The sequence below is a fragment of the Rhodoferax saidenbachensis genome, from assembly GCF_031457975.1.
Classification (GTDB): domain Bacteria; phylum Pseudomonadota; class Gammaproteobacteria; order Burkholderiales; family Burkholderiaceae_C; genus Allorhodoferax; species Allorhodoferax saidenbachensis_A.
The window spans coordinates 106,476-124,650 of sequence record NZ_JAVDXO010000009.1 but is presented as its reverse complement, the minus strand read 5'-3'; the positions used below and the strand labels follow the sequence as shown (position 1 = coordinate 124,650).

The following is an 18,175-nucleotide window of genomic DNA, read 5'->3' as shown; positions in this document are numbered from 1 at the left end:
ATTTTTCTAAAATAAGAATTTTTATTTCATGAATTCATTGAAGAGATTTTTTATTCCATATATAAACGAAATATGGAATCAATCTCAATCGATACGATCGATATTTTGCTGCTTGCGCAACTGCAACGCGATGCCAGCCTGAACAACCAGGAGCTGGCAGAACGCGTGCACACCTCTCCGCCCACCTGCCTGCGCAGGGTCAAGCGCTTGCGCGATGCGGGTTTGATCGAGAAACAAGTGGCCATCTTGCAGCCCGAGCGACTGGCCGCCGCGGTGGGCCACGGACTGACCGCGATTGTGGAAATCACCCTGGACCGACAAGACGCCGAAGCACTGGCGCAGTTTGAAGCCCGCGTGGCAAACGACGCAGCCGTGCAGCAGTGCTACCGCGTCTCCCCGGGGCCGGACTTTTGCCTGGTGGTACACGCCAGCGACATGCCCAGCTACCAGGCGTTGACGCAACGGCTGTTCACCAGCGACGCCAATGTGCGCAATGTCAAAGCCTTTTTCAGCATCAAGCGCAGCAAGTTTGGCGCGGAGCTACCGCTGGTATAGCACCGCCGCCGCACTACAACCATTCCCACCGGCGCCCATGGCGTTTGCCAACTGCAGGCGCGTCTGCTCAGTCAGGTAGTCCAAAAACACGCGCGTACGTCGCGGCATGAACTGGCGACTGGGCAACGCCGCGTACAGCAATAGCTGACCGGCAATCCACGGCGAAATCACCCGCACCAACTCCCCCGTCGCCAAAAAGGGGGCGACCAGTTCCACGGTGGTGGGGGCAATGCCGGCACCATCCAAGGTCGCTCGGATCAGGGTTTCGATGTGGTTAGACCACACCACGGGCGTCACCGGAACATCCACATGCTCCTCCAGACGCTCGCCATGCTTGAGTCGCCATTGGCGCAAGCCCATGGTACTGCCGCGAATGCCCAAACAGTCGTGCTGAGTCAGGTCCGCAGGCTGCAGTGGCGTGCCGCGGCGCTTGAGGTACTCAGGTGAGGCCACGAACACCGCCTGGGTGGTCGCAATTTTGCGAGCCACCACGTCTCCGTCATACGCCTCGTTGGCCGTGAACAGCGTCACGTCGTGGCCCTCGATGGGGGGCTCCATGAAGGACTCCACCTGCAGGTTGAGCGTGATCTTGGGATACAAGCCCCTGAATCCTGCAATCAGTGGGGCCAACACGTAGGTGGCCAGCACGGGTGTCGCCAGCACATGCAGCTCGCCCGAGAGCTCCTGGGTGTGCTGGTTGGCCAGAATGTCCGCCTCATCGATGTCCTGGAGAATCGCGCGTACCCGCCCCAGATAGGACTCACCAGCCTCGCTCAAGGAGATTCGGCGGGTAGAACGGTGCAACAGGCGGGTGCCCAGGTGCTCTTCCAGATCCGCCACCAGGCGCGTGACCACCGCAGGCGACATGTCCAACGCTCGCGCCGCCGCGGCGAAGCCCCCTTCATCGATCACCCGCTGAAATACGCGCATCGAAAGTAGTCGGTCCATGGGGCACTCCAAAACGATATCAAGCCATCATTGTTGCCAAAACAGCAATGTACATGTGCTGCGCACGCTGTTTATCTTTTGAATTAGAAATTTTACAGTTCATCCCATCGACGAGACGAATGATTTAACCGCCCCATCGATGCTGTTCAGACGGTGTGATGCCCGCCAGAGCGGATTCTTCTAAACCTTGAAAGGAACTTCATCATGAACAAGACATCTTTTGCCGCTATCGCAATCGCTTTGACAACTTTGGTGGCTGGCCAAGCCATGGCTGCAGACCAAGCCAATGACACCAAGACCAACGAACAAGTCGCCGTGGCCACCAAAGCCGCCGCCAAGCCTGTCGCAGAAACCAAGGGCAAAGAATCTGCCGATCCGTTTGCCGAATACGACAAAATCAAGAAGTGGTAAGCACCAGGACTGCCGTCGCGCAGTCCCCTGGCTACGCTACAAGGCCCGGCATGTCCGGGCTTTTTTGTGTGCTGGGGAAAGACAGCGTCACCACACAGCCTGCGGGCACCGCCGCCTGGATGCGAAGTACGGCGCCCATGCGTTGCGCCGCTTTGGCGGCCAGTGCCAACCCCACGCCCAACCCTGGGAACAGTTTGTTGCCATGCAAACGCCCAAACATGCGCAGGGCCAAGTCAGCGTCTGGCGCTGCAAAACCTGCACCATTGTCACGAACCTCCAGAGCCCATGGACCAGACGCCTCCCGCTGGACGCGCACCCAGACACGCGCATCTGCCTCAGGCAGCAAAGCAGTGAATTTCCAGGCGTTGTCCAGCACCGCACCTAACACCACACGCAGCAGCGTCGCGTCCACCACGACCATGGCCTCCGGCAGGTCTATCTCCAGCGCCAACTGACGAGGCGCACCACGATGCACCAGTGCCGCCACCACATCGTCCAACACCGCTTTCAGGTCCACCGGCCCAGGAGCCGGCGGCAAGGTTCCAACCCGTGACAACTCCAGCAGCGCGTCCAGCATGGCGCCCAGATGCTTGGCCGAATCCGTGATGGTGGCCAAGAACCCCTGCACCTCGGCATCCAGTTGCGGACCGGCATCTTCCTGCACCAAGTGGGCGTAGGACACGATGTGCCGCAACGGCGCACGCAAGTCGTGCGAGACGGCATAGGCAAAGTCCTGCATCTCGCGCCGCACGGCTGCGAGTTCGGCTTCGAGTTCGGCAATGCGTGCGTGGGGGTCTGACATGCGGGACGGAAAAAGTGAATCAGGCCTTGGGCTGTTTGGCAGGCCGAGCCCAGTTGGCAATGCTGACCTGTTTGCCACGCGCCACGCTCAGGGCGCCGGGTTCGGTGTTCTTGGTGATGGTGGAACCGCCGCCCACCGTGCCACCCGCACCGATGGTGACCGGCGCCACCAGCACGCAGTTGCTGCCCACATGCACATCGGCCTCAATCACCGTGCGGTGCTTGTTAGCGCCGTCGTAGTTGGCGGTGATGCTGCCCGCGCCGTAGTTGACGCGCTCGCCCACCGTGGCATCGCCCAGGTAGGCCAAATGGTTGGCCTTGGCGCCCTTGGCCAGGGTGGAGTTTTTTACCTCCACAAAGTTGCCGATGTGTACCTCGGCCCCCAGCTTGGCGCCGGGGCGCAAGCGAGCAAACGGGCCAATCAAGGCGCCAGCGCCCACGGTCACGCCCAGCTTCTCACCGTCGATGTGGGTAAAGGGGTGAATCACCGCACCGGCCTCGATCACCGCATTGGCAATCACGCAGTGCGCCCCGATGGACACGCCCTCGCCCAGGCTCACCTGGCCCTGGAAGATGCAGTTGATGTCAATGCTCACGTCATGCGCGCACAGCAGGTCGCCACGCACATCGATGCGCGCGGGGTCGGCCAGGCGCACGCCCTCTTCCATCAGGCGGTGGGCCTGGCGCAGCTGGTAGGCACGCTCCAGCTCGGCGAGTTGCACCGGGCTGTTGACACCGGCCACCTGCACCGCGTCGTCAATCTTGTGCGCCACCACGCCCACCCCGTCGGCTACCGCGAACTTCACGATGTCGGTCAGGTAGTACTCCTTCTGGGCATTTTGGTTGTCCAGGCGCGCCAACCAGCGCTTGAGTTGGGCGGCGGGCACAGCCATGATGCCGCTGTAGATCTCGGTGATCTGGCGCTGCGCGTCCGACGCATCCTTGTGCTCCACGATGGCTTGCACCGCATTGACCGCGCGCACGATACGGCCATAGCCCGTGGGGTCACGTTGCTCCAGCGTCAACAGCGCCAGCTTGTCGCCCCCGCAGGCCCTGATGAGGTGAAACAGGGTGTCTGGTTGCGTCAGCGGCACATCGCCCGACAGCACCACCACCACGCCATCGTCAGCCAGCGCGGGCACGGCCTGCTGCACCGCGTGACCGGTGCCCAGCTGCGGCTCCTGGCGCACAAAATTTAAATCAAAATCAGCTGCAGCCCCCGTATTAATTGCGCAGGCTGCTTCTACTTCTGTAGCACCGTGACCGGTGATCACCACCACCTTGCGTGCCAGCAACTGGGCGGCCGTATCCAGCACATGCTGCAGCAGCGGACGCCCGGCCAGCGTGTGCAACACCTTGGGGGTCTTGCTCTTCATGCGCGTGCCTTTGCCCGCCGCCATAATGACCACGTCCACTGCGGCGCGCTGGGCCTCTTGCCCAGAGCTTTGCCCGGAAACCTGAAAACTAGAAGTCACAACATGCCCCTGCTGATGTCTGCATTGCCAAATGAAAGGCGCTCGCCGCTGCGTGTGCGCGGCCTGCGCTGGTGCGCCATTATCGGGCTGCTCATGACGTCGCTGGTGCTGGGTGGCTGCAGTGCGGTGCGCCTGGCGTACAACAATGCGCCCGACTTCACCTATTGGTGGCTGGACGGCTACTTTGATTTCGACGGCGCCCAAAGCCTGCGCCTGCGCAACGACCTCCAAAGCCTGCAGGACTGGCACCGCAAGGGCGAGTTGCCCCAACTAGCCGAAACGCTCAAAAACCTGAACACCGCCGCCACCCAGCCTGTAGCGCCCGAACAGGTCTGCAAGCTCAGCGCCTACCTGGAAGAACGCGTGCAAACCGTGCTGGACCGCGCCGCGCCCACCGCCGTGGCGCTGGCACCCAGCCTGACGGTGGCGCAGCTCGACCACCTGGCCCGCGCACTGGACAAGCGCAACCGCGAATGGCGCGAAGAGTGGCTGGACGGCACGCCGGAGCAGCGCAATGACCGCCGCCTGAAGAAATTGGTGGAGCGCGCAGAGGGCTTTTATGGCCGCGTGAGCGACGAACAGCGGGCGCTGCTGCAAAGCCAGCTCGACACCTCGGCCTTCGACGCCAGCCTGCAATACCGCGAAATTCTGCGCCGCCAGCAGGATGTGCTGCAAACCCTGCGCGCCCTGCGGGCCAGCAACCCCGCAGAGATCCATGTGCAGGCCGAAGTGCGCGCGCTGGTGGCGCGCAGCTTGCAGTCGCCCGACCCGGTGTTCCGGCAGTACACCGACCGGGTTCGCACCCAGGCCTGCAGCGCGATTGCTGCCTTCCACAACAGCACCACCACCAGCCAGCGCAGCAAGCTGCAGCAAACCCTGCAAGGCTACGAAGCCGATGTCCGCGCGCTGATGGCGCGCACCTAACCCCCGACCCACACCATGGCCATCCAGAACCCCGACTTTGCCGACTACTGCTGTGAGCTTTTGAGTGGCCTGGGCCCCTGTGTGGCCAAGCGCATGTTTGGGGGCTGGGGGATCAGTGTGGACGGGCTCACCGTGGCTATTTTGGCGAACCTGGGCGGTGGCGACACGCTGTGGCTCAAGGCCAGCGCCGACACACAGGCCCAGTTTGAAGCCGAAGGCTGTCCACGTTTCAGCTATGGCTCCAAGACCGGTACGCGCGGCATCAACTACTACGGCGCCCCGGCGGACGCCATGGAGTCTCCTGCCTTGATGCTGCCCTGGGCCCGGCTGGCGATGCAGGCCGCCTTGCAGGCCAAGAAACCGGCGCCCAAGCCCAAGGCACCGGCTAAAGCCAAGAAAACCGCAACCGCCAAGCCAGCCACTAAGTCGGCCAAACAATCCCGTGGTCGTTGAGGATGGTGTCCAGCGGCATATCGTGCGGCTCGGGCTCAAAGTCATCCACAAAGTCGGTGCCAAAGCCCAGCCCCACGGTAAATGGCTTGGGGCTCAGGCTGCCCAGCATGCGGTCGTAAAAGCCGCCTCCATAGCCTAGCCGGTAGCCACCCGCGCTGTAGCCCACGCAGGGCACAAACAGCAGCGTGGGCACGATCAACTCCGTGTCCTTGGGCTTGGGAATGCCATAGGCATCTTCTTCCATGGGACAGCCCGGGTACCAGGCGTGGAAGGTCATGGTCTTGTGTTCGCGGTTCACCACCGGCAGGCCAATGCGGCGCGGCTGGGGCTGGTCGATCAGCTCGCCGTCCTCCTTCCAGCGGTGCAGCGCGGGCAGCGGGTCAAATTCACCCTTGATGGGCCAGTAGGCACCAATCACCGCGTCCGGCCGGCCCACCAGCCAGATGCGCATCACGCGCTGTAACAAATCAGCCCGCTGTAGGCGGTCCGGCAGGTTCAGGCGTTGTTCCAGAAGCGCCTTGCGAAGGGCTTTCTTTTGCGCGGCTTTGCTATCGTCTGAGTTGTCCATAATCCCCACATGCAGTTTTCAGTCATTCTGACATCCTTGGCGCTCAGTGGCGCGTTGGTGTCCTCCGCCCTCGCACCAGCACGCGCACAGGCGCGTGACCTCCCCCGTGATCCCACTCGTGCCGACGAGGTGGTGCTGGACATGGCACAAGCCTACAAGCAGCGAGACCGCAAACGCCTCACCGCCCTGCTGCCCCAGCTGCGCACCCACCCACTGGAACCCTGGGCCGCCTACTGGGAACTCTCGGCCCGGCTGGACGATGCCAGCCCGAACGATATCCAAGATTTTTTCAACCGCCACAGCGGCACCTACCAGGAAGACCGGCTGCGCGCCGAATGGCTGCTGCAGCTGGGCCGCAACCGCGACTGGGACACTTTCAACCGCGAATACCCGCTGTACCGCATGGGCGATGACCGCTCGGTGCGCTGCTACGGCCTGCTGGCCAGCTACACCACCCAGGGCGCAGACGTTACCAATGCCGTGCAGGACACCTGGCTCTCGCTCAAAGACGCCGACGAAGCCTGCGGCAGCGCTGCCGGCCAGCTGATCAAGGACAAAAAACTCAACACCCACGTCGCCTGGGTGCGCGCCCGCCTGGGCATGGAGAACGACAAACTGCGTATCGCCACCCAGGCCGTGGCCCTGATGGACCCGGACTGGGTCAAGACCGTCAACGCCATCTACCTGAACCCCGGCAAATACCTCAACGACAAGCTCACCGCACTGCGCCCGCAAACGCGCGAGCTGGTGTCGCTGGCGCTGATCCGCCAAGCCTTTCTGGAGCCGCTGGACGCCGCGGTGGAAGTGGAAAAACTGCGCTGGAAAGCCCAACTTACGCAGGAAGAGCGCAGCTGGATCTGGGGCGTGATTGGCAAACGTGCCGCACAACGGCTCTCGGACGACGCACTGGGCTACTTCGCCAAGGGCCAATTTACACAGATGCACGAAGACCACCTGGTCTGGGCCGCACGCGCCGCGCTGCGCGCCGGGCGCTGGGCCCAGGTTGCCGATGCCATCGCCGCCATGCCGGAAGGCCTGCGCAATGACCCCACCTGGGTCTACTGGCGCGCCCGCGCCCAGTTGGCCCGCGCCACCACCGACGTGGCCCGCACCGAGGCACTGCGCCCACTGGAAAACATTGCCAGCGTCAAAGGCTTTTACGAAATGCTGGCGCTGGAAGAGCTGGGCTACAAGGTGGTCGCCCCGACCCGTCCCTTGCCCCCGACTCTGGAAGAAAAAGACACGGCCAAGAGCAACCCCGGCTTGGCCCGCGCGCTTTACGCTATCCAGATCGGCCTGCGCACCGAGGGCGTGCGCGAGTGGAACTACACCACCAACCTGCACGCCCGCGGCGGCATGGACGACCGCGGCCTGCTGGCCGCCGCCGACCTGGCCTGCAAAAACGAGGTGTGGGACCGCTGCATCAACACCAGCGAGCGCACCAAGGGTGTGATCGACCTGGAACAGCGCTTCCCCATGCCGTTCAAGTCCGCCGTCATGGCGCGCACCCAGATGATCGGCCTGGAGCCCGCCTATGTGTATGGCCTCATCCGCCAGGAAAGCCGTTTCATCATGGACGCCAAGTCGGGCGTGGGCGCCTCCGGCCTCATGCAGGTCATGCCCGCCACGGCACGCTGGACCGCCAAGAAGATTGGCCTGACCGACTTCCAGGCCCACCAGATCACCGACCGCGACACCAACATCGCCATCGGCACTGGCTACCTCAAGCTGGTGCTGGACGACTTTGGCGGCTCCATGGCCATGGCCGCGGCCGCCTACAACGCCGGCCCCGGCCGCCCCCGCCTGTGGCGCGGCCAGACCGGCAGCCCCACGGTAGAGGCCGCCATCTGGGCCGAAAACGTGCCGTTCACCGAGACGCGCGACTACGTGAAGAAAGTGCTGGCCAACACCACGCTGTACGCGGCGCTGATCACCGGCCAGCCCCAGTCGCTGAAGGCGCGCCTAGGCACCGTGGGCCCGCGCGATACCTCCACGCCCGACCCCGGCCTGGAACTGCCCTGAACCCGCTCCCAGGGCGTCCACATCAATGGGCGCCCTTTTTTTCATCAATGAAAATGCCAGGGTCTTTTACGATGGCAGACCCACAACCAAGGTGACCCATGCCCCAGCTCTACATCGGTAACAAAAACTACTCCTCCTGGTCTATGCGCCCCTGGGTGCTGCTCAAGCAAGCTGGCATTCCGTTTGAGGAAGTCATGGTCCGCTTTGACTCGTTCAACGGCGACTCCCAGTTCAAAGCCACCCTGCGTGACCTCACCCCCACCGGCAAGGTGCCGTTGCTGGTCGACGGTGATCTGACCGTGTGGGACACGCTGGCCATTGCCGAGTACCTGGCCGAGCAGTACCCCGACAAGCAACTCTGGCCCCAAGACAAGGCGGCGCGCGCCCGCGCCCGCAGCGTCTGCGCCGAGATGCACTCCGGCTTCACCGCGCTGCGCGGCAACTGCCCCATGAATGTGGAGGCCGACCTGGCCCAGGCAGGCGCGCTGATCTGGCGTGACAAGGCCGGCGTGCGGGCCGATGTAGCGCGCCTGGCTGCCATGTGGGAAGGCCTGCTGGACCAGTACGGCGGCCCGCTGCTGTTTGGCCCGTTCAGCGTGGCCGATGCCTACTTCGCCCCGGTCTGCACCCGCCTAAAAACCTACGCCCTGCCGCTGCCGCCCAAGGCCGCCGCCTATGTGGACCGCGTGCTGGCCCTGCCCGGCGTGAAGGCCTGGACTGATGCGGCGCTGACTGAGAAAGACTTTTTGGACTTTGAAGAGCCCTACCGCCTGACGCCTTGAGACGCCCATGACCGCTGAACGCACGCCCCTTACCGTCCCCGGCCAGACCTACCTGGTCGGCGGGGCCGTGCGCGATGCGCTGCTGGGCTTGCCGGTGAAGGACCACGACTGGGTAGTCGTGGGCGCCACGCCGCAGGCCATGCTGGACGCGGGCTTTGTGGCCGTGGGCCGCGACTTCCCGGTGTTTCTGCACCCGCAGAGCAAAGAGGAATACGCGCTGGCCCGCACCGAACGTAAAACGGCACCGGGCTACCGCGGCTTTGCCGTGCACGCCGAGCCCGGCGTGACGCTGGAAGAAGACCTCGCTCGGCGCGACCTTACTATCAATTCCATAGCTGCTCGCGCAGATACTACGGGGGATAGCGGCTCATTTGATGCCAAAAGCCTGGTAGACCCCTTCCACGGCCGCGATGACATCGCCCAGCGCGTGCTGCGCCACGTGACGCCCGCCTTCCGCGAAGACCCGGTGCGCATCCTGCGGCTGGCGCGCTTTGCCGCGCGCTTCACCGATTTCACCGTGGCGCCCGAAACCACGGCGCTCATGCAAACCATGGTGAACGAGGGCGAGGTGGACCACCTGGTGCCCGAGCGCGTGTGGCAAGAGCTGGCCACCGGCCTCATGGAGGCCCAGCCCGCGCGCATGTTTGAGGTGCTGCGCAGCTGCGGCGCACTCGCCCGCCTGCTGCCCGAGCTGGACCGCCTGTGGGGCGTGCCCCAGAGCCCTCAGCACCACCCCGAGGTGGACACCGGCGTGCACGTGATGCTGGTGCTGGACCGCGCCGCCCAGCTGGGTGCGCCCCTGGCCGTGCGCTTTGCCTGCCTGGGGCACGACCTGGGCAAGGGCACCACACCGGCCGATGTGCTGCCGCGCCACATCGCCCACGAAGAGCGCAGCGTGCGCCTGCTCAAGACCGTGTGCCAGCGTCTGCGCGTGCCCACCGACTGCGCCGAACTGGCCGAGGTGGTGGCGCGCGAGCACGGCAACATCCACCGCTCCGGCGAGCTGAACGCCGCCGCCGTGGTGCGCCTGCTGGAGCGCTGCGACGCCTTCCGCAAACCAGACCGCTTTGCCCAGGTGCTGCAGGCCTGCCAGTGCGACGCGCAGGGCCGCCTTGGCATGACCGACACGCCCTACCCCCAGGCCGAGCGCCTGGCCGCCGCACTGCAGCGTGCGCAAGCAGTTGCTACAGATTTAGTAGCTGCTCGCGCAATATCCACGGGGGCCAGCGGCCCAAAAATAGGGCAAATGATTCAGGCGGCGCGTACCGAAGCCGTCGCGGCAGGGCTCTAGACTCCGCGCTTTCCCCCTCCCTGTGGCGCCAGCCGCCTTGGTATGCTTGGCCCATGGCCCATTTACTGATTGTTGAAGACGACGAATTGCTGCGCGACGGCCTGTGTGCGCAGCTGGTCCACGCGGGCCATAGCGTGAGCAGCGCCAGCGATGGTGCGCAGGCCCAAAGCCTGCTGGAAGGCAACCGCTTTGATGGTGTGGTGCTGGACCTGGGCTTGCCGCTGATTGACGGCATCAGCGTGCTGCACTGGATACGCCAACGCCTGACCGCCCTGCCCGTGCTCGTGTTGACCGCACGCGACGGCGTGGACGACCGGGTGCAAGGACTGAACGCCGGCGCCGACGACTACCTCACCAAACCCTTCAACATGGCCGAGCTGCTGGCCCGGCTGCAGGCCATGCTGCGCCGCTCGCGCCTGCCGGCCTTTGGCGGCTCGCTAGAGGTGCAAAGCAGCACCCACGCCAACCTGCGCCTGGACCCGGTGCTACCGCTGGCATGGTTGGGCGAGGAGCCCATGGACCTGACGCAGCGCGAGTGGTCCCTGCTGTCGCTCTTAGTGAACAACATGGGTCAGGTGGTGGGCCGAGAAGACGTGCTGGCCGTGTGGCAAACCCAGCCCCAAGACGGCGCCGCCGTAGGATCGAACGCGCTGGAGGTGTATGTGCACCGCCTGCGCCGCAAGCTCACCGACAGCGGCCTGAACATCCGCAACGTGCGCGGCCTGGGTTACATGCTGGAAACCGACAGCGCATGAGCGCAGCGGCCCGCTTCTCGCTGAAGCGCCAGCTGCTGGTGTGGCTGTTGCTGCCCCAGCTGGTGCTGTGGCTCATGGGCGGGGTACTGGCCTTTCGCGTAGCACTTGCCTATGCCGAGAAAACCATAGACCAGTCTTTGACCCAATCGGTCCGCTCGCTGGCACGCCAGGTCAAGCCACTGGGCTCGGGTCTGCTGATCGATTTTCCGCGCGCCGCGCAGGACATCATGGAGCAAGACCCCAGCGACCGGGTGGCCTACATGGTGTCCTCGCCACCCGGCAGCTTTTTGCTGGGCAACACCAAAATTCCGGCGATGCAACCCGACCTCTACATGCCCGACAACGAGCCACGGCTCTACGAGGTGGTGCTGGACGGCAAACCCATGCGCGTGGCGTCCATGGACCTGAGCTTTGGCGATGGCTTTACCGACCAGCGCATGCGCGTGCAGGTGGCCAAGAGCTTGGTGGTGCAGCAGCGCATTGCGCGTGAGCTGGTGCGCGACGTGCTGTTCCCCCTGCTGCTGCTGGGCGCCGTGCTCAGCGTGCTGGTGTACGAGGGCATCCGCCGTGGCCTGGCCCCGCTGGAGCGGCTGGAGGCTCAGCTCGCGCACCGCGCCACGGCGTCGCTGTCACCGATTGAGATGACACAGGCCCCCGAAGAAGTGCATTCGCTGGCCAACGCGCTCAACCACTTGCTGACCACGCTGCGCCGCAGCCTGAGCCAGGAAAAACGCTTTTTGAACGACGCCGCCCACCAACTGCGCACCCCGCTGGCCGGCCTCATCAGCCAGACCGAGCTGGCCATGCAGGAGAAAGACCCCGCAGCGCTGCAACAACGCTTGACCAAGGTCCACACCGGCGCCCAGCGCAGTGCCCACCTGGTGCACCAGCTGCTGTCACTGGCGCGCACCGAGGCCGAGGTGGCCCTCCACCCCGTGGACGTGGCCACTTTGGCACGCGAAGTGGCACGCGAGTGGACCCCGCGCGCCGTGGCGGCCGGGGTCGATCTGGGCTACGAGGGAGAAGACGCGCTGACGGTGCCGGGTGACAAGCTGCTGCTGCGCGAAGGGCTGAGCAACCTGATTGACAACGCCTTGCGCTATGCGGGCAAGGGCAGCAACGTGACCCTGCGCACCCAGGTGCGCGACGGCCACTGCCTTCTGGAAGTGGAAGACAACGGCCCCGGCCTGTCCGCCGAGCACCTGGAGCGCGTGTTTGAGCGCTTCTGGCGCGCCAGTGAATTACCAGGCGGCTGCGGGCTGGGCCTGTCCATCGTGGCGGAGATCGCTCAGCGCCACCGCGGCACGGCGACCGCGCGCACCACGCTGCCGCATGGGTTAACGATCAGTTTTCGGTTGCCGTTGCAGGGGTGATGGACAGCCGGATTGCGGCGGAAGCCGACATCCAAGAAATCACCCGAACGGGGGATATTCAGAGCCCAACTGAGTCGTCAAAATCGGGGGAGCAAACTGCGGTGTTTGTTGCTATTTTTATGAGAGCAGCTTACACAGACTGGATATGGAAAAATACCATTTTTATAGACCGCACTCCCACGTTATACCGCAGTGCTTTGCGGTGTAAATTACGTTAGACATCGAAGAACTATGGATCCAGTGCCCGTACCCATCGAGGAGTTTGCTAGCGGTGAAGTCATGATCTGGCTTGATCCAAGCGGCACAATTTGCCTCAAGACTGTGAATTCGCACAATGATCCTGTGGAATTGGCAGAGCATGAGGCTCTGGAAATTGCTGAAGCACTTACTCGTCTCGTTCGAACTCAGAGGTAGTGCGCTCAATGTTTAACAGGTTCGTCGACTGGACCCACAACGGCGGGACGCGCTCCTGCCATTCTTCACAACTGAGTGCGCCGTTGCGGCCCATTCACGGCCGACGTTAAACGTCAGCGAACCCCTTATGAGCGCATCCGCAGAGTACATCGCCGCAGTTCCCGTTCTCGCATCACTTGATATCGAGCGAAGTGCAGAGTTCTTCGCCGTCAAGCTGGGCTTCATGAAAGTCCATGTGGCTCAAGGCGGCTATGGCATCGTTGCAAATGGGCCGGTTCAAATTCACTTCTGGGCCTGCACAGATCGGCACATCGCGGAAGCCACGAGTTGCAGGGTGCAGGTGCGAGGGATCGAGCGCCTGTACCACCAGTGCAAGGGACATGCCATTGTTCACCCAAAGGCTCCCCTCGAAACCAAGCCATGGGGAACCAAAGAGTTTGCCATACTCGACCCAGATGGAAACTTGGTCACGTTCTATGAAAACGCCGACGCTTAACATGTCAATCGACACGGATCCATACCTGAAGGAGACGGCTTCGCCGCAAAGGGTGATGGTCCGGTCATTTTTACATTAACGACTGCTTTTGAGCGCAGTGAATGTCTGCAGTCAGTCTGTAGACGCCTGAGCCATGCGGCGAAAGCGGTCGTCCGCAGAATCACCTGAATGGGGGATAGGCAAGCTCCGTTTCGGTCATCAAAATAGCAATATGTCACGTCCATTTCTCAGCCGTTCAGCCATCGCTGATGTCATCAAGAGCCAGGAACGCACAAACGCTATTCAAAAACGCGAAGGCCTAACAGGTCATCCTGTCAGGTTTACCGTTTGTGGCTGCCCCGACCCCAACTGTGGAGGCTGGCATACCGTCAAGACAGACACAACGATTCCATCAGCAGAGGAATGCGCGGCCATTATCAAAACAGACAATGCAGTTCGCAAGCGCAAAAAAAACATGGCAGGGTAGCGAGTGCTTTGGAGTAATGCGAATACCCCCCTTCCAGTCTGCACGCGCCTCGGCTACGTGCCGAAAGCGGTCATCCGGTGGCGCGGCTCAGTTTGTAGTATCCCGATGAATTTCTCATACATTGTTCGTTAGCGCTGTGAAATGTACGATCTGTAAACGACAACTTAATAGTCCCGATGACGAGCTCTCTGGCGACTGCGGCGGCGATTGCTGGGGTTGTATCGGTGCTATCGAAGCCGAAATGGGCTACGAGCCGTCGCTAAACATGGTGCGAGAGGAAGCCGCTCGCGGGCTCCGCCCCGGATGGACTGAACCAAGAAAAGAGCAAGTTAAGTAATGAAATATGGCGCTAACAGGTTCGTGGATTGGACCCACAACAGCGGCCAGCATGGTTGCAATTCTTCAACGCTGAGTGCGCCGTTACGGTCCACTAGCAGCCAGCGCTTAGCGACACCGTGAGATTCTCCATTTTTCCGTCTCCACACGAAGCGCCAGATGTTGCTTCGTGCCAAAGCCCAATAGCTCGCGACATCTCTTTGGGCGGATTTTTCTATGACTATCTCTGTCGCTCAGACGGATCTCTAGCTGGGATTCGTTACAACATCATGGACGAAGTGGCATTTAGTAAACACCCTGTCTACAGGCAGTTCCTTGTTGACCGTAGGTTTTTGTTCCAACCCGGAAAGCATGTCGATTTTGTCTTTGGGGTCCGCGACATCGATGCACTGCAACTTGGACAGTTAGATCTCTTGGTCGTTCAAGACTTCTGCGGTGAGAGTGTTATCGAGTTTGATGGCAGGCTCGGCATCGTGTTTGACATACCTGATGGTTGGCAACCATGATCAAACCAATGTCATCTGCACTTACCGGCCTGCTGCCCAATCCCTTCGTCAGCAGATTTTTCTGCAGTCAACCCCAACGTCGAACATTAACGACTGCTTTGGAGCGCTGTGAAAGACCGCTGTCAGTCTCTAGACGCCTCGGCTTCGCGGCGGAAGCGGACGTCCAGGACACTGCCGTTCTGGGGTATCGCCCCCAAGTGATTGGGTAATATGGCCCCTTCGAATAAAAAGGGACTCAATATGACAAAAGCAAAAGACACACTTGCCACACATCCACTAGCAGAACTGGCACCGAAATTTATTGAGTTAAGCAGTGATGTGCTTTTTAACGACGTTTGGGAACGTCCGGGCCTTTCTAAAAGGGAGCGCAGCCTGATAACAGTTGCATCGCTGGTATCAATGTATCGACAAAACGAGTTGCCATTTCATTTGAAAAAAGCATTGGAAAACGGTCTCACAAAAGAAGAGCTTGTTGAAGCTATTACGCATCTAGCCTTCTACTCAGGTTGGCCAACGGCAGCCACCGCTTTGACTATCGCAAAGTCAATCTTTGACGCGAGCTGACGTGGAGCATTGCCGAAAACTGCCCTCATATTTCTAGTCATCTGTCGAGGGCAGATGCCTTGGTGTCGTGTCGATAGACTGCAGAATCGATTAATTATTCGTTAGCGAGCACAACATGCAGACTTGTCCATCGTGTGGTGCGAAGTCAATTCCACTGGCCGAGGCGTGGGGATCGAGCGCAGGATTTCCGGTGCGTTGCAAAGCTTGTGGCGCCTTGTCTTTCGTCCAAAGTTCCGCATCGGGAGTGGCTGTGCTCGGTGCGTGTGCGCTTCTAGCCTTGTTCGGATTCGCAGCATCGTTCTATCAGACCGGATGGATCATCGCGGGCGGCGGCATATTGGCATTTTGGTTTTACCTATGGTCCTGGCGTCGCTTGCCGTTAACGCCTACCGGCGCGTCATCGGCGCAAAGTGCCAAGCGAGCGGGGCTTATAGGCAACATCGTGGTCATACTTGGCATCTTTTTCCAATGATCGAAGTGATTGCCATGATCGTTCTCATGCGCGCTAACAGGTTGCTCGTCACGGACGCGCAGCGGCAGACTGCCGCTGCGCGGCATATGCTACGTGCCGGACAGCGCCAACGTTAACGACCGCTTCAGAGCGAAGTGAAAGTCGGCTATCAGTCTGTAGATGCCTTGGCTTCAGGGCAGAAGCGGACGTTCCTTGCAGTCGTCCAATTAAACTAAACCATAGCATTAGAGAACATGGGAACTATGCCACGAGCCACAGTTGTTGTCTCGCTAGATGACGCTACCGAAGTCGCCGCCATTGATGCGTGGTTCGACCACTGGCAGCAGAAGCTGGTGCATCGCTCAGAAAATCATGGCTGCGGCTGCTGCGTGGACATTTGGGAGATTGAGGGGCCGCAGGAGGCTATCGACCAACTTCCAAGGGCGACTTACGCGGGGGATGAGTGGAGCAATGGTGGCTAATTTCCTTTTGGAGGCAGGCCTTGCCGCCAGTCGGATACTTGAACGAGCGGAGACTGCTTTCAGTCTCCAGGCGTCTCCGCGAGGCGGCGGTAGCGGACATCACGGGGCGAGCCTCAATTTGATACGATTCTGATGACTTTTCCATCAACTATTCGTTGAACAGATGCAACGTTATCGGATTCGATTGATGTTTGAATGGGGCGGTGGCACGCTGTGGTGCGGAAACGCTGCCGCTTCTGAAAGGTTCGATGTCGGGCCTGTGGAGGATCGATTGCCGATCTCTGAAAATAGCCGTAAATATCTGGCTGAATTAAGCGCGCTGCATGACACTGCCCTAAATTGGGAATACCCACCTGATCCAGGTCCATGGACTAGTGAAGAAGACGAACATTTCGACGCCAAGGCTATCGAGCTGTTGTCTGTCATCCGCGAAGAGCTTGGCCCAGAATACGAAGTGGTCTATAAGAAGTTATGAGCAGGTATTGCTTAACACTACGTTGGTACGCAGGCGTGTCGGTAGGCTCTGTGCAATGACTGCTTCAGGGCGCAAGGAATGGCAGCTATCAGTCTGTTTACGACTCGGCTTCGCGGCGGAAGCAGACCGTCAAAAAATTGACCAACACCTAAGCATATGTATCCGTACTCACCAGAGCCTCATCGCGGCATTCAAGCCTCACTGGCAGTTTCTGATGATGTCATTCATTTATTTGTGGATGCACGCGAAGCCCGTGAATACTTTTTCTGGCTTGGTTCCCCCACTCAAAAGCTCAAGGGACAGTTCCCCAATCTGAGAAAAATCATCATTCAAGATGATTACCTATCTCAGAAGCAACTTGATCAGTTACCAATTGATCTAAAGCCTATTGCAGTTGAGTGGACACAGGGGTTCTATATTGATGGACGACATGGCAGATGATCTGACGATCGATCGCATTCGACAACTGATTCCAGTCTTTTGAAGAAATAGAAAAAACGCCGGACCACCCCACAAGGATGGTGTCGGCGCTTTCGCTTTCAGCGTGGAAGATTACACGTCCAGACGCACACCCGTCGCAGTGTTAAACCAGTTGGTATTCGCGGGGCTCACGCGCAAGCCCACTTGGTCACCAGCCTTCCACTGGGCGCTGGGCGCAGTGCGCACGGTCACGTCGCCTGCAGCCGTCTTCACCACCACATAGGTGTCGGCACCGGTGGGCTCCACCACCATCACTTCGCCGCGCCAAGAGGCATCGGCCAGCAACTCGATGTGCTCGGGGCGCACGCCCAAGGTGGCGTCACCCTTGGCAGGGGTTGCCAGATCCAGAGAACTGCCATTGAAGCTGAAGCGACCTTGGGCGCCGGATGTTTCCACATGGCCCTTGATCAGGTTCATGGTGGGCGAGCCGATGAAGCTGGCCACATAGGTATTGGCCGGGCGGCTGTAGATGTCATCGGGCGTGCCGATCTGCTGCAGGATGCCGTCCTTCATCACCGCGATGCGGCTGCCCAGCGTCATGGCTTCGATCTGGTCGTGCGTCACGTACACGCTGGTGATACCGCTCACTTGGTGCAGGCGCTTGATTTCGGCGCGCATTTCAACGCGCAGCTTGGCGTCCAAGTTAGAGAGCGGTTCGTCAAACAGGAACAGCTGGGGGTCGCGTGCCAGGGCACGGCCCATGGCTACGCGCTGGCGCTGGCCACCGGACAGCTGCGCGGGGCGGCGGTCCAGCAGGTGTTCGATTTGCAGCATGGCGGCCACTTCGGCAATGCGTTTTTTGCGCTGCTCCAAGGGCACCTTGCGCATTTCGAGTGCGAAGCCGATGTTGTCGGCCACGCTCATGGTGGGGTAGAGCGCATAGCTCTGGAACACCATGGCAATGTCGCGCTGGGCGGGGGCCACGCCCACCACGTTCTTGCCGGCAATGCGCAGTTCACCTTCGGACGGTTCTTCCAGACCCGCAATGATGTTCAGCAGAGTGGATTTGCCGCAGCCTGATGGGCCGACCAGGATCAGGAACTCGCCGGGGGCGACATCGATTTCAATTTTCTTCAGCACTTCAACGGCTTTGTCGCCCTTGCCGAAAACTTTGCGGATGCCTGCGATTTGGAGAGAAGCTGCCATT

At 61.1% G+C, this 18,175-nt stretch carries 20 protein-coding genes; 15 read left to right on the top strand and 5 right to left on the bottom strand.

The features are described from left to right. Positions 1-72: 72 nt before the first annotated feature. Positions 73-555 (top strand): Lrp/AsnC family transcriptional regulator, encoded by a 483-nt coding sequence (locus J2X15_RS17260; RefSeq protein ID WP_310345071.1) that lies wholly within the window; start codon positions 73-75, stop codon positions 553-555. Here the strand turns inward: J2X15_RS17260 and J2X15_RS17255 are convergent. Further along, positions 541-1,503: a LysR family transcriptional regulator gene (locus J2X15_RS17255; RefSeq protein ID WP_310345070.1), complete on the bottom strand. Its 963-nt coding sequence runs from the start codon at positions 1,501-1,503 to the stop codon at positions 541-543. The genes J2X15_RS17260 and J2X15_RS17255 overlap by 15 nt on opposite strands. Before the next feature lie 204 nt (positions 1,504-1,707). Between J2X15_RS17255 and J2X15_RS17250 the strand changes: the two genes are divergently transcribed. Further along, a complete protein-coding gene (locus tag J2X15_RS17250) occupies positions 1,708-1,914 on the top strand; it encodes a hypothetical protein (protein WP_310345068.1) in 207 nt (68 codons plus the stop codon). Between the two features lie 31 nt (positions 1,915-1,945). On the opposite strand, the gene J2X15_RS17245 is transcribed toward J2X15_RS17250, so the two are convergent. Together J2X15_RS17245 and glmU are read right to left on the bottom strand one after the other, a co-directional pair. Beyond that, the gene (locus J2X15_RS17245; protein ID WP_310345067.1) at positions 1,946-2,716 is read right to left on the bottom strand and encodes a sensor histidine kinase; all 771 of its coding nucleotides are present in this window, start codon (positions 2,714-2,716) and stop codon (positions 1,946-1,948) included. Between the two features lie 19 nt (positions 2,717-2,735). Continuing rightward, positions 2,736-4,115 carry a bifunctional UDP-N-acetylglucosamine diphosphorylase/glucosamine-1-phosphate N-acetyltransferase GlmU gene (gene glmU / locus J2X15_RS17240; RefSeq protein WP_310345235.1) on the bottom strand — a complete coding sequence of 460 codons (1,380 nt, stop codon included), beginning with the start codon at positions 4,113-4,115 and terminating at the stop codon, positions 2,736-2,738. Positions 4,116-4,193: 78 nt separating this feature from the next. Here glmU and J2X15_RS17235 point away from each other — a divergent pair, with 78 nt between their 5' ends. Further along, positions 4,194-5,114 carry a DUF6279 family lipoprotein gene (locus tag J2X15_RS17235; RefSeq protein ID WP_310345064.1) on the top strand — a complete coding sequence of 307 codons (921 nt, stop codon included), beginning with the start codon at positions 4,194-4,196 and terminating at the stop codon, positions 5,112-5,114. Positions 5,115-5,129: 15 nt separating this feature from the next. Beyond that, positions 5,130-5,567, top strand: a complete 438-nt coding sequence (locus J2X15_RS17230; protein ID WP_310345061.1) for a TfoX/Sxy family protein — start codon at positions 5,130-5,132, stop codon at positions 5,565-5,567. Here J2X15_RS17230 and J2X15_RS17225 read toward each other — a convergent pair. Continuing rightward, complete coding sequence (locus J2X15_RS17225; RefSeq protein WP_310345058.1) at positions 5,536-6,135, bottom strand: 5-formyltetrahydrofolate cyclo-ligase; 600 nt, start codon at positions 6,133-6,135, stop codon at positions 5,536-5,538. The two genes, J2X15_RS17230 and J2X15_RS17225, sit on opposite strands and share 32 nt — an antisense overlap. A 9-nt stretch (positions 6,136-6,144) precedes the next feature. Here J2X15_RS17225 and J2X15_RS17220 point away from each other — a divergent pair, with 9 nt between their 5' ends. From J2X15_RS17220 to J2X15_RS17170, 11 genes are all read left to right on the top strand, one after another. Beyond that, entirely contained in the window at positions 6,145-8,157 is a 2,013-nt protein-coding gene (locus J2X15_RS17220) for a lytic transglycosylase domain-containing protein (protein ID WP_310345055.1), read from the top strand. A 98-nt stretch (positions 8,158-8,255) separates the two neighbouring features. Continuing rightward, positions 8,256-8,939: a glutathione S-transferase family protein gene (locus J2X15_RS17215; RefSeq protein WP_310345053.1), complete on the top strand. Its 684-nt coding sequence runs from the start codon at positions 8,256-8,258 to the stop codon at positions 8,937-8,939. A 7-nt stretch (positions 8,940-8,946) separates the two neighbouring features. Further along, positions 8,947-10,230, top strand: a complete 1,284-nt coding sequence (locus J2X15_RS17210) for a multifunctional CCA addition/repair protein (RefSeq protein ID WP_310345051.1) — start codon at positions 8,947-8,949, stop codon at positions 10,228-10,230. A 53-nt stretch (positions 10,231-10,283) separates the two neighbouring features. Next, entirely contained in the window at positions 10,284-10,985 is a 702-nt protein-coding gene (locus J2X15_RS17205; protein ID WP_310345048.1) for a response regulator transcription factor, read from the top strand. Continuing rightward, the gene (locus tag J2X15_RS17200; RefSeq protein ID WP_310345046.1) at positions 10,982-12,358 is read left to right on the top strand and encodes a sensor histidine kinase; all 1,377 of its coding nucleotides are present in this window, start codon (positions 10,982-10,984) and stop codon (positions 12,356-12,358) included. The genes J2X15_RS17205 and J2X15_RS17200 overlap by 4 nt, the downstream gene beginning before the upstream one ends. A 541-nt stretch (positions 12,359-12,899) precedes the next feature. Continuing rightward, entirely contained in the window at positions 12,900-13,268 is a 369-nt protein-coding gene (locus tag J2X15_RS17195; RefSeq protein WP_310345043.1) for a bleomycin resistance protein, read from the top strand. Between the two features lie 211 nt (positions 13,269-13,479). Then, the gene (locus J2X15_RS17190; RefSeq protein WP_310345041.1) at positions 13,480-13,734 is read left to right on the top strand and encodes a hypothetical protein; all 255 of its coding nucleotides are present in this window, start codon (positions 13,480-13,482) and stop codon (positions 13,732-13,734) included. 605 nt (positions 13,735-14,339) lie between these two features. After that, positions 14,340-14,576, top strand: coding sequence for a hypothetical protein (locus J2X15_RS17185; RefSeq protein WP_310345039.1), 237 nt, complete (start codon positions 14,340-14,342; stop codon positions 14,574-14,576). A 240-nt stretch (positions 14,577-14,816) separates the two neighbouring features. Beyond that, the gene (locus J2X15_RS17180; RefSeq protein ID WP_310345037.1) at positions 14,817-15,140 is read left to right on the top strand and encodes a carboxymuconolactone decarboxylase family protein; all 324 of its coding nucleotides are present in this window, start codon (positions 14,817-14,819) and stop codon (positions 15,138-15,140) included. A 1,096-nt stretch (positions 15,141-16,236) separates the two neighbouring features. Beyond that, positions 16,237-16,548 (top strand): hypothetical protein, encoded by a 312-nt coding sequence (locus tag J2X15_RS17175; protein ID WP_310345035.1) that lies wholly within the window; start codon positions 16,237-16,239, stop codon positions 16,546-16,548. A 156-nt stretch (positions 16,549-16,704) separates the two neighbouring features. Further along, the gene (locus J2X15_RS17170; RefSeq protein WP_310345033.1) at positions 16,705-16,989 is read left to right on the top strand and encodes a hypothetical protein; all 285 of its coding nucleotides are present in this window, start codon (positions 16,705-16,707) and stop codon (positions 16,987-16,989) included. A gap of 111 nt (positions 16,990-17,100) precedes the next feature. On the opposite strand, the gene J2X15_RS17165 is transcribed toward J2X15_RS17170, so the two are convergent. Continuing rightward, entirely contained in the window at positions 17,101-18,174 is a 1,074-nt protein-coding gene (locus J2X15_RS17165) for an ABC transporter ATP-binding protein (RefSeq protein WP_310345030.1), read from the bottom strand. Position 18,175 lies beyond the last annotated feature (1 nt).

What these genes read in the sequence shown, in the direction of transcription:
- J2X15_RS17215 (WP_310345053.1), top strand. Translation starts at nt 8,256, where the DNA reads ATGCCCCAGCTCTACATCGGTAACAAAAACTACTCCTCCTGGTCTATG.
- J2X15_RS17190 (WP_310345041.1), top strand. Translation starts at nt 13,480, where the DNA reads ATGTCACGTCCATTTCTCAGCCGTTCAGCCATCGCTGATGTCATCAAG.
- J2X15_RS17220 (WP_310345055.1), top strand. Translation starts at nt 6,145, where the DNA reads ATGCAGTTTTCAGTCATTCTGACATCCTTGGCGCTCAGTGGCGCGTTG.
- J2X15_RS17195 (WP_310345043.1), top strand. Translation starts at nt 12,900, where the DNA reads ATGAGCGCATCCGCAGAGTACATCGCCGCAGTTCCCGTTCTCGCATCA.
- J2X15_RS17260 (WP_310345071.1), top strand. Translation starts at nt 73, where the DNA reads ATGGAATCAATCTCAATCGATACGATCGATATTTTGCTGCTTGCGCAA.
- J2X15_RS17230 (WP_310345061.1), top strand. Translation starts at nt 5,130, where the DNA reads ATGGCCATCCAGAACCCCGACTTTGCCGACTACTGCTGTGAGCTTTTG.
- J2X15_RS17185 (WP_310345039.1), top strand. Translation starts at nt 14,340, where the DNA reads ATGGACGAAGTGGCATTTAGTAAACACCCTGTCTACAGGCAGTTCCTT.
- J2X15_RS17210 (WP_310345051.1), top strand. Translation starts at nt 8,947, where the DNA reads ATGACCGCTGAACGCACGCCCCTTACCGTCCCCGGCCAGACCTACCTG.
- J2X15_RS17180 (WP_310345037.1), top strand. Translation starts at nt 14,817, where the DNA reads ATGACAAAAGCAAAAGACACACTTGCCACACATCCACTAGCAGAACTG.
- J2X15_RS17205 (WP_310345048.1), top strand. Translation starts at nt 10,284, where the DNA reads ATGGCCCATTTACTGATTGTTGAAGACGACGAATTGCTGCGCGACGGC.
- J2X15_RS17225 (WP_310345058.1), bottom strand. Translation starts at nt 6,135, where the DNA reads ATGGACAACTCAGACGATAGCAAAGCCGCGCAAAAGAAAGCCCTTCGC.
- J2X15_RS17255 (WP_310345070.1), bottom strand. Translation starts at nt 1,503, where the DNA reads ATGGACCGACTACTTTCGATGCGCGTATTTCAGCGGGTGATCGATGAA.
- J2X15_RS17165 (WP_310345030.1), bottom strand. Translation starts at nt 18,174, where the DNA reads ATGGCAGCTTCTCTCCAAATCGCAGGCATCCGCAAAGTTTTCGGCAAG.
- J2X15_RS17235 (WP_310345064.1), top strand. Translation starts at nt 4,194, where the DNA reads ATGCCCCTGCTGATGTCTGCATTGCCAAATGAAAGGCGCTCGCCGCTG.
- J2X15_RS17175 (WP_310345035.1), top strand. Translation starts at nt 16,237, where the DNA reads ATGCAACGTTATCGGATTCGATTGATGTTTGAATGGGGCGGTGGCACG.
- J2X15_RS17200 (WP_310345046.1), top strand. Translation starts at nt 10,982, where the DNA reads ATGAGCGCAGCGGCCCGCTTCTCGCTGAAGCGCCAGCTGCTGGTGTGG.
- J2X15_RS17170 (WP_310345033.1), top strand. Translation starts at nt 16,705, where the DNA reads ATGTATCCGTACTCACCAGAGCCTCATCGCGGCATTCAAGCCTCACTG.
- J2X15_RS17245 (WP_310345067.1), bottom strand. Translation starts at nt 2,716, where the DNA reads ATGTCAGACCCCCACGCACGCATTGCCGAACTCGAAGCCGAACTCGCA.
- J2X15_RS17250 (WP_310345068.1), top strand. Translation starts at nt 1,708, where the DNA reads ATGAACAAGACATCTTTTGCCGCTATCGCAATCGCTTTGACAACTTTG.
- glmU (WP_310345235.1), bottom strand. Translation starts at nt 4,115, where the DNA reads ATGGCGGCGGGCAAAGGCACGCGCATGAAGAGCAAGACCCCCAAGGTG.